The organism is Rahnella sp. AA, from assembly GCF_002834385.1.
Classification (GTDB): domain Bacteria; phylum Pseudomonadota; class Gammaproteobacteria; order Enterobacterales; family Enterobacteriaceae; genus Rahnella.
The window spans coordinates 407,594-421,895 of the sequence record NZ_PITQ01000003.1 but is presented as its reverse complement, the minus strand read 5'-3'; the positions used below and the strand labels follow the sequence as shown (position 1 = coordinate 421,895).

Sequence of the window (14,302 nt, the reverse complement as noted above, 5' to 3'; positions counted from 1 at the left end):
AAGGTGCCCTTAATATTTTTGTAATATCCTGAAAAAGTTACTTATCGAGCAGGTGGCCCATTTTGGCGGCTTTGGTCGACAGATAACGTTCGTTTTCCGGATTACGGCCAACGATCAGCGGGACACGTTCGGTGATGTTGATCCCGGCTTCAGTCAGGATTTCGACTTTTTTCGGGTTGTTGGTCAGCAGGCGGACAGAATCAACGCCAAGCAGTTTGAACATATCGGCGCACAGCGTGAAATCACGCTCATCGGCGGCGAACCCAAGCTGATGGTTAGCTTCAACGGTATCGTAGCCTTTGTCCTGCAAGGCGTAAGCGCGGATCTTATTGAGCAAACCAATGTTGCGGCCTTCCTGACGGTGATACATCAGGATCCCGCGACCTTCTTCGGCAATATGATTCAGTGCTGCTTCAAGCTGAAAACCACAATCACAGCGCAGGCTGAATAAGGCATCACCTGTCAGACACTCAGAATGAACACGCGCGAGGACAGGTGTTTCGCCGGAGATGTCGCCAAAAACTAACGCCAGGTGGTCGTGCCCGGTGGCCAATTCTTCAAAACCCACCATCAGGAAATCGCCCCAAGGTGTTGGCAGATTGGCTTCTGCCACCCGTTTCAGCTGCATTTTACGCTCCAAAAAAACCACAAATAGTCTTTATTTACAGTGAGTATTTTACTTGTTGTTGCGCATCCTACGTTCAGATGCGGCCTCAGGATAGGGAATCGGTGCCTTTCCATGAAAGCAGGGCACTATTTTGCCACAGTTTGGTTCATATTTTAGCGGGAATATTAGAACAACTCGTTCATTAGTTATGAACGATCCCCTTCATATTTCAAGTCGCTGGCGCGTTAGCTTTGTCCGCGCGCCGGCACTATTACGGTATGTCACCGTTTCCTCAACAACCGGTGCTTAAGGAATGTGAAGCCATAACAACATTGGTACACTCCAACTCTTTTTACGAATGACTGAAGGGACGACTATGTTTGATATCGCCAAACGCACCGCATTCGGCGCGGTTCTTTTAATATTGATGCCGGCAGTCGTCTGGGTGAGTGGCTGGTTATGGACGCCGGGGCAAAACCCGACCCTGCTGCGCCCGCTTTACTGGGTGACTGAAACGGTGAGTCAGCCATGGGGGATCATCACGACGGTAATCCTTTGCGCATGGTTCCTTTGGTGTCTGCGTTTTCGGATTAAACCGGCGATTGGGTTAATCATTATCATTACCGTGGCGGTACTGGTCGGGCAATTTGCTAAAGATATTATTAAAAATGATGTGCGCGAACCCAGGCCCTATGTTGCCTGGCTGGGGTCCTCACATCAGATGAATGTTGATGCGTTTTATGCACTCAAAAACAAAGCGCGCAGCGGACAAGTTAAAGAGATTTTAGCCAGTGACACGCAAATCCCGCACTGGCTGAACAAAAGCTGGCAGGATGATACCGGCTACGCATTTCCTTCGGGACACACCATGTTTGCCGCAACCTGGGCACTGTTAGGCGTCGGGTTACTGTGGCGCCGTAAACACTACAAAACGGTCTGCGTGCTGATGGTGTGGGCGGTTACCGTCATGGGAAGCCGTCTGGTTCTGGGGATGCACTGGCCACGCGATTTGATGGCATCCGTTGGGATTAGCTGGATCCTGGTGACAGTAGCCTGCTGGTTCACGCAGCGTTATATCGGATCACTTACGCCTCCACCGGCTGAAAAACAAGAAATCACCGAGCGTGAGTGAAGGGTATCCATCTGAATTAATGCGGGTTCTTACTGAACCCCTTTAATTTAGTGCTTTTCATCCCCATCTATCATCCATAGGCCAAATTACAGCAGCGCTTGTTACACCACACACATGGCGTATGAAGTTTCTGCTGAGTGCATTTAAAGCCACCGCAATGTTTCCCTGCTTTGTTCGGAAATGCTAACTTATTAGGTCGGGACGAGAGTTTTTGGCATAATTCATCCGGTACATCCGGCATTACAGGAATGAATGTGAAATATCTGCTGATTTTTTTATTTTTACTGGTCATCGTTGTGATTTCTATCACTTTGGGGGCCCATAACGATCAGACTGTGACCTTCAATTATTTGCTGGCACAGGGTGATTATCGCGTCTCAACATTGCTTGCCGTCTTGTTTGCCACGGGTTTCATTCTTGGCTGGGTGATCTGTGGTCTGTTTTACCTTCGGGTTCGTTTGTCACTGGGCCGGGCACAGCGCAAAATCAAGCGTCTCGAGCAGCAAATTGCACCCACGGCCGCCGTTACGCCGCCAGCCGCCTCTTATGATGTCAGCAAGGAATAACCCTCTATGTTAGAACTGCTGTTTCTGTTGTTGCCCGTTGCGGCAGCCTATGGCTGGTACATGGGGCGCAGAAGTTCTCAGCAGGATAAACAGGAAAATGCTAACCGCCTGTCTCGTGAATACGTCGCAGGGGTTAACTTCCTGCTTTCCAACCAGCAGGATAAAGCGGTCGACCTGTTCCTTGAAATGTTGAAAGAGGACAGCAGTACAGTCGAAGCGCATCTGACTCTGGGCAATCTGTTCCGTTCACGTGGTGAAGTTGATCGCGCAATACGTATTCATCAGTCACTGATGGAAAGTGCCTCACTGACTTTTGAGCAGCGGCTTCTGGCCGTGCAGCAACTGGGGCGTGATTACATGGCTGCCGGTTTTTATGACCGCGCGGAAGATATGTTTAATCAACTGGTGAAAGAACAAGATTTCCAGTTGTTTGCTCTGGAACAGTTACTCATCATTCACCAGGCCACCAGTGACTGGCAGAACGCCATTGATGTGGCTGAACGTCTGGTCAAGTTGGGCAAAGAAAACCGCCGCAAAGAAATCGCGCACTTTTGGTGTGAACTGGCGCTGCAGGCCATGGTTTCCGATGATTTCGATAAGGCTACCGGCCTGCTGAAAAAAGCAGCGGCGGCTGATAAGCTCTGTGCCCGCGTGTCTGTCATGCAGGGGCGTATTTTCCTGGCGCAGGGGGAATATCGTAAAGCGGTTGATGCGTTACAGCGTGTACTGGAACAGGACAAAGAGCTGGTCAGCGAAGCGTTGCCGATGCTGCAGGAGTGCTATCAGAATTTGGGTGATACGCTGGCGTGGGCCGAGTTCCTCAAACGCTGCGTTGATGAAAATACCGGCGCTACCGCAGAACTGATGCTGGCTGAAATTATCCATGACGAGGAAGGCCGGGAAACCGCGCAGAACTACATTAATCGTCAGCTTCAGCGCCATCCGACCATGCGCGTGTTCCATCACCTGATGGATTACCATCTGGCGGATGCAGAAGAAGGGCGTGCGAAAGAGAGTCTGGTCTTACTGCGGGATATGGTGGGCGAACAAATTCGTACCAAACCCCGTTATCGCTGTCATAAATGTGGTTTTACGGCGCACTCGCTGTACTGGCATTGCCCATCTTGCCGTGGCTGGGCGACGATAAAACCAATACGTGGATTAGATGGTCAATAACTTCCCCCTGTAACCTGAATTATCAGGGGGAAATTACGCAATATTACTTCTTCTTACTGCTGGTTTTGCGGGCATTCAGCAAAGTACGCAATTTCTTAATCTCTTTTGCTGTCAGCGCGGGTTCAGAGTCTTCTGCAAGATGTTGATTGTCAATTTCATCTTCGATGGCTTTTGCTGCTTTTTTACCTTTCGGCGCTGTAGGATTAAAACTCTCTTCCAGGCGTGCTGCCACTTCTGCACTTAATGAATGTTCCGCTTCGGCGGCGGCGTTTTTGATCAATTCTTTTAATTCGACCGGAATTTTGACGGTCAGCGTTGTTATCTCACTCATTTTTCAGCCTTTCCTTAGAGTAAATTTACAAGTTATGCCAGCGTTGTATCGGCGTCTAGTGCTTAATAAAAATTTAATAAAACTGTCACATTATGTGTAGCTGTGAATTCGGTGACTTGCCATGTAAAATGCGGGCGGCAAAAAAATATTTCCCCTTCCTGAATTGAAACTGACACGAGGCTGACGATATGAAGTCCGAAAATAAAATTAACAATAAAGACTTAAGTTCATCACCTATTGTTGTCGCGTTAGATTACGCGGATAAGTCAGCGGCGCTGGCATTTGCAGATAAAATTGATCCGCGCGATTGCCGTCTGAAAATTGGTAAAGAGATGTTTACCCATTTTGGTCCGCAGATGGTTAAAGATCTGCAGGTACGTGGTTTTGATGTCTTCCTGGATCTGAAATTCCACGATATCCCGAATACCACGGCGCGCGCTGTCGCGGCCGCAGCTGATCTGGGAGTCTGGATGGTGAACGTTCATGCAAGCGGTGGTGCGCGCATGATGTCGGCGGCCAAAGAAGCGTTGCTACCGTTTGGTAAAGACGCGCCGTTACTGATTGCCGTCACCGTGCTGACCAGCATGGAAGGCAGCGATCTGGCGGATCTGGGCATCACTTTATCTCCGGCAGATTACGCCGAACGTCTGGCGCGCCTGACCCGTGACTGCGGGCTGGACGGCGTTGTATGTTCCGCACAGGAAGCCACGCGCTTTAAATCAGCGCTGGGGCAGGAGTTCAAACTGGTGACGCCGGGTATCCGCCCTGCAGGCAGTAAAGCTGACGATCAGCGCCGTGTGATGACGCCGCAGGAAGCATTGGCCGCAGGCGTAGATTACATGGTGATTGGACGTCCTATTACGCAATCAGCCGAACCGGCGCAAACCTTGCGTGAAATCCGTGCCTCTTTGCGCGATTGAGGATAAATGCATGAATAATGACAGCAACAGCCGCTTAGTGTATTCGACCGACACGGGCAGAATTGACGAGCCGAAAGCGATTGTGGCCCGCCCGAAAGGCGACGGCATTGTTCGTATTCAGCGCCAGACCAGCGGACGAAAAGGCAAGGGCGTGTGTCTGATCGCCGGTGTTGATCTTGACGACGTGGCGCTGGATAAACTGGCTGCTGAACTGAAAAAGAAATGCGGCTGCGGTGGTTCGGTGAAAGAGGGCGTGATTGAAATCCAGGGTGATAAGCGTGATTTGCTGAAACAACTGCTTGAAGCCAAAGGGATGAAAGTCAAACTTGCGGGTGGCTGATTTATTTATTGGACGTTGGCTATAAACAATAAGATGCTGCATCCATGACGGTGCAGCATCTTGCTTTACCTTTCGAGATATCACAACGCTAACTTACGTTGTTTGCCATTCATTCCATGGCAATAAAGTTGACCTGAAAAACTGCCAAATCCTATTTTTAGCTTTATTCGTTGCTTACGCTGACGTTTTTGATGCGACTCAATAGAACTTATTATCACCGGCCGTTTTATTTACTGACCTGGTGCCCGATAATACCACCGACAGCCGCACCACCTAATGTCCCTAACGTGCTGCCGTCCGTCAGCACTGCACCACCCAGCGCACCGGCACCGGCACCAATTGCGGTATTACGGTCACGTTTAGACCAATTACCACAAGCGGTAACAGACATCGCCAAAGTCAGAACCAGTGCAATACCGGCAACGCGTTTATTTACAATCATCATTATGTTTCTCCTATCCAGACGCAGTTGTGCATCCGTTAATTAAAAATAGTGAAATTGATATTCATTCACTAGGTGAATAATCTTAATTCACCACGAGCCCGTCTTCTCACCACACAAAAAACTAAAAAGCCGGGCAGGCATTTCACTGTTTGTGGGATGAATGGGCACTTTTACGTTTGCAGCAGATCTGTACGCACTCTTTAGCGATTTGCCCCATACCTGCGATCTTCCGCCGACCAGACAATAAAGCATCGTAAAAGAGGGAACCAAGATGCTTAAACAACTGAAAGAGCAGGTATTGGAAGCCAATCTGGCATTGCCGCGCCACAATCTGGTGACCTTTACCTGGGGGAATGTCAGTGCGGTTGATCGTCAGCAAGGGCTGGTTGTTATCAAACCTTCTGGTGTTGAATACGATCATATGGGCGTGGACGATATGGTGGTGGTGGAGCTGGAAACCGGCAGAATTGTTGAAGGTAGTAAAAAGCCGTCTTCTGATACCGATACCCATCGTGTGCTTTACCTGAATTTCCCGCAGGCTGGTGGCATTGTGCATACCCATTCGCGACACGCGACCATCTGGGCACAAGCGGGATTAGACATACCTGCGTGGGGCACAACGCATGCCGATTATTTCTACGGTAACATTCCTTGCACACGCCTGATGACCCACGAGGAAATTGCAGGTCGTTATGAATGGGAAACCGGAGAAGTGATTGTCAAAACGTTTGCAGAGCGGAATCTGTCGCCTGCGGATATCCCTGCGGTTCTGGTTCATTCGCACGGCCCTTTTGCCTGGGGAAAAGATGCGGAGAATGCGGTGCATAATGCCGTGGTATTGGAAGAAATCGCTTATATGGGGATATTCTCCCGCCAACTGACACCGCAATTACCGGATATGCAGCCGCAGTTGCTGGATAAACATTACCTTCGCAAACACGGCAAGAATGCTTACTACGGCCAGTAATCCAAGCGGCACGCAGAGGATAAAATGAGGCAGTCAGCCAACCAGGCTGACTTTCATACCCGCGGCTTCCAGCTGCCGCTGATATTCATTTGGGAGCCTGTCATCGGTAATCACATGGTTGAATGCGCTGACAGGTCCAAGCGGATTGAGGTTAATCTGGCCGAACTTTGATGAATCCGTTAGTACAATATTTTCTGCCCCTTTTGCGACAACCGAATTGACGACATCCGCACGCAGCATGTCACGCCCGGTAAAGCCGGTGGTATCGGTAAAACCATCAATCCCCATGAAGGCCTTGCTGAAATTCATTTGCTGCAGACACAGTTTTGTCAGCGGGCCGACCACGGTCTGGCTGGTTTTCTGGTACATTCCACCTAGCAGTACGACCTCACACGGCATGCTTTTCAGTAGCGATGCCACATAACTGCTGACGGTAATCACCGTCAGGTTTTTTTTGTCGGCGAGATATTGCGCGAGCAGAGCGATGCTGCTGCCGCTTTCGAAAAATACCGTTTCTCCGTCGCGAATTAACGAGGCAGCAAACTTAGCCAGTTTCTGCTTTTGTGCAAAATTCGACATCATTCGGGTATCAACATCATCGGTCTGAATTGCGACGGCGAAACCGTGCGCCCGGCGCAGATAATGCCGCTGTTCCAGCAGGTTAAGGTCATGCCGGATTGTGACTTCAGAAACCTGACAAATATGTGACAACTCGCTGACGCTGATCCGTTGTTTATCGTTAACCCACTGCAGAATAATTTGCTGTCTGTCGTTCATGATTGCCTGAAAAGAGGGGCGGCCAGAACCGCCCTTAAAGGTAAATGTCAGATGCGAACATTAAAGCGAATGTTCAGTGCGGGCGATAATATCATCCTGCGCCTCCGGCGATAAGGCCGTAAAGAACGCGGAATACCCCGCCACACGCACCACGAGGTCGCGATAGTTTTGGGGTTCTTTGCGCGCTTTTAGTAACGTTTCGCGAGAAACGATATTGTACTGCACATGCCAGCCGTGATGATGTTCAAAGAATGTCCGCAGCATCAACATTAATGTCTGACGGTCACCTTCATTTTCCAATGACGCCGGATTGAGCTTCTGGTTCAGCAATACGCCGCCGAGAATGGCTTCAGTCGGCAATTTGCCCAGTGAGTTAAAGACCGCTGTCGGCCCGAGATGGTCAGTACCCGAAGCCGGGCTGGCACCTTCTGCCAGGGGTGTAAAGGCCTTGCGGCCATCCGGTGTGGCGGTAGTGGCCGCCCCGAAGGGGACATTCGCAGAGATAGACGATGTGCCCGCGTAATATGTTCCGCCGACCGGACCGCGGCCAAAACGAGTATTGTGGTAATTTGATAATTCGTCGATATAACACTGATAGGCGCGAACCAACAGGTGATCGACTTCGTCATGGTCGTTACCGTATTTCTCTGCACCATTAATCAGGCGCTGACGCAACCGCTCGCCGTCTATCCCGGCATAATCTGATGCCAGCGCGGCGGCCAGTTCCTGCTGCCCGACAATCCCCTGATCAAAAACCAGTTTTTTCACTGCGGAAAGGCTATTGCCGAGGTTGGCAATCCCGACCTGTAAGCCGGAAACCCAGTCATACTTTGCACCACCTTGCTTAATGGTTTTTCCGCGTTCAATACAATCATCGACCAGCGCAGAACACAGAATATCGGGGGCATTTTCTTCCAGCACGGTGTCGACGACACATTCAATTTCGATGGATTTACGTGTGTAATAGCGGATCTGCGCATCCCATTGTGCAAAGACTTGTTCGAAACTTTCGAAATTTCCTTGTGACAAACCGCGTTCCTGCGCCAGGAAGCGGGACTGACTTTTTGCGTCCCGGCCTTGCTCCATCGCCGCCAGCATCACGCGGGCAAAGTTGATGAAACTCATCCCGGTGCAGCGATAACCCCATTTGCCGCCGACGGCCGTTTCGATACAACCGATGGCCGCGTAGTCATAGGCATCCTGTTTTTCTACCCCAAGCTTGATGAATTCCGAAATGACAATTTCATCGTTATTAAACGCGGGCATCCCAAAGCCGCAGCGGATCACCTGCACACAGGCATCCAGAAAATCACTGCTCATGCCAGCGTGATACCGCACGCTGAGGTTCGGTTGGGTAGAGCGCAACTGACCGCACGATTCCAGAATAGCGTAAGAAAGCGGATTCACGGCATCAGACGCCACGCCGTTATGCAAACACTGGCCACCGATGGTGACGTTTTGATACAACGGGCTGCCTGCGGATGCTTTGGAGTGTGTGCCGGAACGGATTTTGTTCACTTCCAGTAATTTCAGCCAGCAGCTTTGTAACAGCTCAACGGCGTGGTCGCGCTCAAGCGTCTGCTCAAGTTCCACGTCACGGCGGTAGAAAGGATACAAATACTGATCCATGCGGCCAAATGAGACAGAGTGACCGTTGGATTCGATCTGCAATATCAGCTGAATGAAATAACACAACTGCAATGCCTGCCAGAAATTTTCTGGTGGCTGATGAGCAATCACTTCACAGTTTGCAGCCATCGCCAGCAGCTCATCCCTGCGTTTTTCGCGTGTTTCTGTTTGAGCCATTTCTCTTGCCAGCTGCACGAAACGGGCAATGTGGTCGCTGACGGCTGACAGAGTGATATCGATGGCTTTCAGCAGTTGCTCTTTATGCAAATCCTCCCAGTCGGTCAGTTGAATACGATTGCGGCGTTCATCAACTTTATCGCGCAGGCCATCTAATCCCAGCTCCAGCAACAGCGGGAAATTGACGGCCAGATGTGCATCGCCGGACGTCATATTACCTTCTGCTTTCACAATACCGCTGTCGAGCAGGGCTTTCTGTTCGTCGGTAAACATCCCGTAACAGCGATCCTGCACCGTTTGCCCGCGCCACCACGGGCAGATTTCATGCAAAATGCTTTTGTTGGTTTCGCTGACGCTAAAGCCTGCGCCCGGACGGTCGGCAAGCGCGTCAATCTCACTTTCAATCCACCCGACGGTATATTCCGGGAAAATGGGCGCGGCCCGCACTTCGCTCGCCTGGTTACCGACGATCAGCTCATCGTGTTTGATCCAAATAGTGCGTTTACTCAGATGCTCCGCCAACGCGAGTGCCCGGCGCACAGCCAGCGGTTTGTCGGCATTCTGCTGATAAATGTGTGTGTAATGTTGTGCCCGCTGGGTGCATACCGGCGGTTTCACAATATGAATCAGGGCCTCTTTGTGTGACCGGATGCGCGCAGACAGGGTATTGAGATTCAGCAGGGTCATGTTTTTATCCTTTTAGCTGTACACGGAGCCCTTTTCCGATGGCGTATTCTTCGGCGAACGTCAGCAGGTCGGGGTCATTTAATGGCTGGCGCGGAGCCAGATAGGGTTGCCCAAGCAGGACATATTTATTGATGCCGAGTGTGTGGTAGGGCAAAAAGTGAATGTCCTCACAACCGGTTTCATTAGCGGCAAAATCGACGATCTGGCGGATTGAAGCCCGGTCTGCATTAAAATCGGGGATCAGCGGGACGCGAACGGTGAGCTTTTGCCCGGCAGCGGCAAGACGGCGAAAATTGTCCATTACCCGTTTTGCGCAACCACCGGTCAGGCGTTTGAAAGGCTTATCGGCGACGTGTTTTAAATCCGCCAGCAGTAAATCCAGTGCGCCAAGAGAAGGCGCGATATATTTCCATGGCACATGAAGACAGCTTTCCACGGCAGTATGCAGCCCTGCCTGCTGGCAACGTTGCAACAACGCCAGCACCGTTTGTGGGTGCATGAAAGGTTCGCCACCTGAGAGCGTTACACCGCCGCCTGTGCGCTGATAAAAGGGGGTATCGCGTAAAATTTGCTGCATGAGTGAGCCCATTTCCGTCTCATCACCACAAACACTGAGCGCGCCGCCCGGGCAGGTTTGTTCTATCTGACACAAATCGCTCACAAGAAGCTTTTCCCGATGGATCCGGATCCCGTTGTTTTCTGAGGTGACGGCATGTGGGAAGTGTATTGCGCATTCCCTACACCCCGGAGTACACAGACGGGAATCAAAGAGTACGTCAGGTGCTAACGATTGACTTTCCGGGTTCTGGCACCACGTGCAGCGAAGAGAACATCCTTTCAGGAATACGACAGTGCGGATCCCCGGGCCGTCATGGGTGGAATAACGCTGCACATTAAATATCATTTTGAAGTCCTTTCTTAGATTTCTTCCTTCGTAATTTATATTCTTTCATATGAAAGTGATTTTGACAGCGATCAACAAACAACGGGCTTGCAGGCGTACACTCTCTGAACTTTGCATTCACTCACAAGTTTCCGGGAGAGAGTTATGGAGCTGTATCTCGATACTGCCGATGTTATTGCGGTAAAACGTCTGTCACGCATCCTGCCGCTGCAAGGCGTGACGACTAACCCGAGTATTGTCGCTAAAGAGGGGAAATCGTTATGGGAAGTACTGCCTGCGCTGCGCGATGCTCTGGGCGGTCACGGCAAATTATTTGCACAAGTGATGGCTTCTGATGCTGAGCAAATGGTCGCGGAGGCTTTGCTGCTTTCGCAGCGGATCCCCGGATTAGTGGTAAAAATCCCGGTGACAAGCGAAGGCCTGGCCGCGATAAAAAAATTAAAAGGATTGACTATTCCGACACTGGGCACGGCCGTTTATGGCGCAGGACAAGGGCTCTTAGCCGCGCTGGCCGGTGCAGAGTATGTTGCCCCTTACGTGAATCGTCTGGATGCGCAGGGTGGGGACGGTATTGCCACAGTCAGGGAATTACAGACATTGCTTAGCCTGCATGCCCCGCAATCGAAAGTGTTAGCCGCCAGTTTCAAAACGCCACGTCAGGCGATTGAGTGCCTGCTGACGGGCTGCCAGTCGATCACTTTACCTGTTGATGTTGCCGAGCAACTGCTTGATACCCCAGCAGTAAAATCAGCAGTGGAAAAATTTGATACCGACTGGCGTCAGGCATTCAGCAGCCTGTCTATCAACTGATATTCCCCTGGATATTACCTAACCCGCACAGGCCACTGTTGCGGGTTTTTTGTTTTATGGCTCAGGCAGTTTGCCTGTGTAATCCGAAAATGATTCGGAATTGTGATTTCGGTCTGAAATTAAATATTGACTGCGGTTTTTATTAAAACCGGAGATCTAAAAAATAGAAACATCGTTTCATTTTATGCAGCGGATCACTTTTATACACCTGGTAAATGGATATCGTAGCGAAATTCAGAAGCCCTATACTTTAAAATCAGGTGAAAAATTATGCACATTAAACGAGCGATAGAAAGAATCCCTGGCGGAATGATGTTAGTCCCTCTCTTCCTTGGTGCGCTGTGCCATACATTTGCGCCGGATTCGGGTAAATATTTCGGTTCATTCACTAATGGGCTGATGACCGGGACTGTACCGATTCTGGCCGTCTGGTTCTTCTGCATGGGGGCCTCAATCAAGCTCAGTGCCACCGGTACTGTGCTGCGTAAATCCGGGACGCTGGTGGTGACTAAAATCGCCGTTGCATGGGTTGTGGCCGCGGTGGCATCGCGATTTATGCCCGAAAATGGTGTTGAGTTTGGCTTCTTCGCCGGGCTTTCCGTCCTGGCACTGGTCGCCGCAATGGATATGACCAACGGCGGCCTGTATGCCTCGGTCATGCAACAGTACGGCACGAAAGAAGAGGCGGGCGCATTCGTGCTGATGTCTCTGGAATCCGGTCCGCTGATGACGATGATCATTCTCGGCACGGCTGGCATTGCTTCTTTCGAACCCCACGTATTTGTGGGCGCAGTGTTGCCATTCCTGGTCGGTTTTGGATTAGGGAACCTGGACCCCGAGTTGCGTGAATTCTTCAGTAAAGCGGTACAAACATTGATCCCATTCTTCGCCTTTGCATTGGGTAACACCATCAACCTGAGTGTGATTGCTCAAACGGGTCTGCTGGGTGTGATGCTGGGCGTCGCTGTTATTATCATCACCGGCATTCCGTTGATCCTCGCGGATAAATTCATCGGCGGCGGTGATGGTACCGCAGGGATTGCAGCATCCAGCTCTGCAGGGGCTGCCGTAGCGACGCCGGTGCTGATCGCAGAAATGGTGCCACAGTTTAAGCCGATCGCTCCAGCCGCCACTGCGCTGGTCGCGACCTCTGTGATCGTGACATCGATATTAGTGCCGATTTTGACGGCTATGTGGTCGAGAAGAGTGAAGAACAAAGCGGTGAAAGGCAAAGTGGCGATCGATCCGCCGATGGCAAGCGTTAAATAATTGCCGAACCGTTTTACTCCTTCACCCTCATTGGTGAAGGAGTAAAACCAGCCCGAAACAGACCACTTCTCACATCAGATCTTCGAGTCGTTTGTACAATTCCCTGAAGACTTCCCGCCGCTTCATATACTCAGCATGTCGTTGCACATCAGGCTTATGCACCTGTTCCAATTCCAGTGGCGGTAAAAATGTCGACAACGGCCTGTCTTCATTCATCGCGATTTGTGCTAACCGCGCTGCGCCAAGTGCCGGCCCGACATCACCACCAGTACGGTACTCCAGCGTTTCCCCACTGATATCGGCCAGCATTTGTCGCCAGTAAGGGCTGCGTGCGCCACCGCCAATGAGGGTAATGCTATGAGGTTTCAAACCTGTGGCGTGTAATACATCCATTCCATCGGCGAGAGCAAAACCGACACCTTCAAGCACGGCACGGGCAATATCTGCGGGGCCATGTTGATGCGTCAGGCCAAATAATGTGCCTTTGGCATTCGGGTTGTTGTGTGGCGTGCGTTCGCCAGAGAGATAAGGTAAGAACCAGACCGGGGAATCAGCGGGTTGGGTATTTTCAGCCAGATTGATCAGTTCAGCCACGGTGGCAGTGCCGGTCAGTTTCGCCGCCCAGTCCAGGCAAGAGGCCGCGCTGAGCATGACGGACATCAGATGCCAGGTATCCGGCAAGGCATGGCAGAAACTGTGCACCGCCTGTTGCGGGTTACTGAGGAAACCCTCGCTGACGGCAAAGTAAACACCAGAAGTCCCCAGCGAAAGCATCGCCTGCCCGGTTTTATAAAGCCCGACACCCACGGCGCCCGCAGCATTGTCGCCACCCCCCGCAATAACCGGTACGGAATCCATGTTCCAGCGCGAGGCAAGCGCAGGCAGTAAATTACCGGTAATCTGGTTGCCTTCGAAGAGTGCTGGCATTTGTGCGCGCGCCAGCCCGGTTGCGTGCAATAACTCGTCGCTCCAGTCACGTTTAGCCACATCAAGCCACATCGTCCCCGCCGCGTCTGACATATCGCTTGCGAAAACGCCGGTCATCAGCCAGCGCAAATAATCTTTTGGGAGTAAAACTTTGTCGATTTTGGCAAACAGCTCGGGTTCATTTTCGCTTAACCAGAGGAGTTTGGGCGCAGTAAAACCGGGCATCATCAGATTGCCGGTAATCTGGCGCGAACCGGGAACGGTCGCTTCCAGTTTCTGGCACTGTCTGTAGCTGCGGCCATCGTTCCATAAAATGGCCGGACGTAAAATCTGTTGTTGCGCATCCAGCAGCGTTGCGCCATGCATCTGGCCCGTCAGGCCAATCGCTTTGACGTTTTGCAGGGAACATTGTTGTGCCAATGCAGAGATCGCCTGATCTGTGGCAGCCCACCAGTCGGCAGGGTTTTGTTCAGACCACAGCGGATGTGGACGGGAAAGGGTGAGTGCCTCGCTGTGGCTGGCAACAACCTGGCCTTCTTCGCTAAGTAATATGGCTTTGACGCCGGAGGTGCCGAGATCTATACCGAGATACATGATGTTTCCCTTATCTATCAACCTGTCTTTTTAAACGATTTACG

The 14,302-nt window shown here is 51.2% G+C and carries 15 protein-coding genes; 8 read left to right on the top strand and 7 right to left on the bottom strand.

Going from position 1 to position 14,302, the window contains the following annotated elements; genetic code table 11:
- Positions 1 to 37: 37 nt before the first annotated feature.
- The gene (gene ribA / locus CWS43_RS10455) at positions 38 to 628 is read right to left on the bottom strand and encodes a GTP cyclohydrolase II (RefSeq protein ID WP_101076876.1); all 591 of its coding nucleotides are present in this window, start codon (positions 626 to 628) and stop codon (positions 38 to 40) included.
- Between the two features lie 355 nt (positions 629 to 983).
- Between ribA and pgpB the strand changes: the two genes are divergently transcribed.
- From pgpB to lapB, 3 genes are all read left to right on the top strand, one after another.
- Positions 984 to 1,739 carry a phosphatidylglycerophosphatase B gene (gene pgpB, locus CWS43_RS10450; protein WP_101076875.1) on the top strand — a complete coding sequence of 252 codons (756 nt, stop codon included), beginning with the start codon at positions 984 to 986 and terminating at the stop codon, positions 1,737 to 1,739.
- Positions 1,740 to 1,993: 254 nt separating this feature from the next.
- On the top strand, positions 1,994 to 2,305 hold the full coding sequence (locus CWS43_RS10445) for a LapA family protein (RefSeq protein WP_101076976.1): 312 nt from the start codon (positions 1,994 to 1,996) through the stop codon (positions 2,303 to 2,305).
- A gap of 6 nt (positions 2,306 to 2,311) precedes the next feature.
- On the top strand, positions 2,312 to 3,481 hold the full coding sequence (gene lapB, locus CWS43_RS10440) for a lipopolysaccharide assembly protein LapB (RefSeq protein WP_101076874.1): 1,170 nt from the start codon (positions 2,312 to 2,314) through the stop codon (positions 3,479 to 3,481).
- 43 nt (positions 3,482 to 3,524) lie between these two features.
- On the opposite strand, the gene CWS43_RS10435 is transcribed toward lapB, so the two are convergent.
- Complete coding sequence (locus tag CWS43_RS10435) at positions 3,525 to 3,812, bottom strand: Arc family DNA-binding protein (RefSeq protein WP_101076873.1); 288 nt, start codon at positions 3,810 to 3,812, stop codon at positions 3,525 to 3,527.
- Between the two features lie 188 nt (positions 3,813 to 4,000).
- On the opposite strand from CWS43_RS10435, the gene pyrF reads away from it, so the two are divergent.
- Positions 4,001 to 4,732, top strand: a complete 732-nt coding sequence (pyrF, locus tag CWS43_RS10430; protein ID WP_101076872.1) for an orotidine-5'-phosphate decarboxylase — start codon at positions 4,001 to 4,003, stop codon at positions 4,730 to 4,732.
- Between the two features lie 10 nt (positions 4,733 to 4,742).
- The gene (gene yciH, locus CWS43_RS10425) at positions 4,743 to 5,072 is read left to right on the top strand and encodes a stress response translation initiation inhibitor YciH (RefSeq protein ID WP_101076871.1); all 330 of its coding nucleotides are present in this window, start codon (positions 4,743 to 4,745) and stop codon (positions 5,070 to 5,072) included.
- A 226-nt stretch (positions 5,073 to 5,298) separates the two neighbouring features.
- On the opposite strand, the gene osmB is transcribed toward yciH, so the two are convergent.
- Entirely contained in the window at positions 5,299 to 5,517 is a 219-nt protein-coding gene (gene osmB, locus CWS43_RS10420; protein ID WP_101076870.1) for an osmotically-inducible lipoprotein OsmB, read from the bottom strand.
- Positions 5,518 to 5,788: 271 nt separating this feature from the next.
- On the opposite strand from osmB, the gene araD reads away from it, so the two are divergent.
- Complete coding sequence (gene araD, locus CWS43_RS10415; RefSeq protein ID WP_101076869.1) at positions 5,789 to 6,484, top strand: L-ribulose-5-phosphate 4-epimerase; 696 nt, start codon at positions 5,789 to 5,791, stop codon at positions 6,482 to 6,484.
- 33 nt (positions 6,485 to 6,517) lie between these two features.
- On the opposite strand, the gene CWS43_RS10410 is transcribed toward araD, so the two are convergent.
- Genes CWS43_RS10410 through CWS43_RS10400 form a run of 3 tightly spaced genes read right to left on the bottom strand, consistent with a single transcriptional unit; the run spans position 6,518 to position 10,658 of the window.
- Entirely contained in the window at positions 6,518 to 7,261 is a 744-nt protein-coding gene (locus tag CWS43_RS10410) for a DNA-binding transcriptional regulator YciT (protein ID WP_101076868.1), read from the bottom strand.
- A 60-nt stretch (positions 7,262 to 7,321) separates the two neighbouring features.
- Positions 7,322 to 9,754, bottom strand: a complete 2,433-nt coding sequence (locus CWS43_RS10405; protein WP_101076867.1) for a formate C-acetyltransferase/glycerol dehydratase family glycyl radical enzyme — start codon at positions 9,752 to 9,754, stop codon at positions 7,322 to 7,324.
- Between the two features lie 4 nt (positions 9,755 to 9,758).
- Complete coding sequence (locus CWS43_RS10400) at positions 9,759 to 10,658, bottom strand: glycyl-radical enzyme activating protein (protein WP_101076866.1); 900 nt, start codon at positions 10,656 to 10,658, stop codon at positions 9,759 to 9,761.
- 144 nt (positions 10,659 to 10,802) lie between these two features.
- Here CWS43_RS10400 and fsa point away from each other — a divergent pair, with 144 nt between their 5' ends.
- The gene (fsa, locus tag CWS43_RS10395) at positions 10,803 to 11,468 is read left to right on the top strand and encodes a fructose-6-phosphate aldolase (protein WP_101076865.1); all 666 of its coding nucleotides are present in this window, start codon (positions 10,803 to 10,805) and stop codon (positions 11,466 to 11,468) included.
- A gap of 270 nt (positions 11,469 to 11,738) precedes the next feature.
- A complete protein-coding gene (kdgT, locus tag CWS43_RS10390) occupies positions 11,739 to 12,737 on the top strand; it encodes a 2-keto-3-deoxygluconate transporter (protein ID WP_101076864.1) in 999 nt (332 codons plus the stop codon).
- A gap of 69 nt (positions 12,738 to 12,806) precedes the next feature.
- Here the strand turns inward: kdgT and xylB are convergent, their stop codons facing one another.
- Positions 12,807 to 14,258, bottom strand: coding sequence for a xylulokinase (xylB, locus tag CWS43_RS10385; protein ID WP_101076863.1), 1,452 nt, complete (start codon positions 14,256 to 14,258; stop codon positions 12,807 to 12,809).
- Positions 14,259 to 14,302 lie beyond the last annotated feature (44 nt).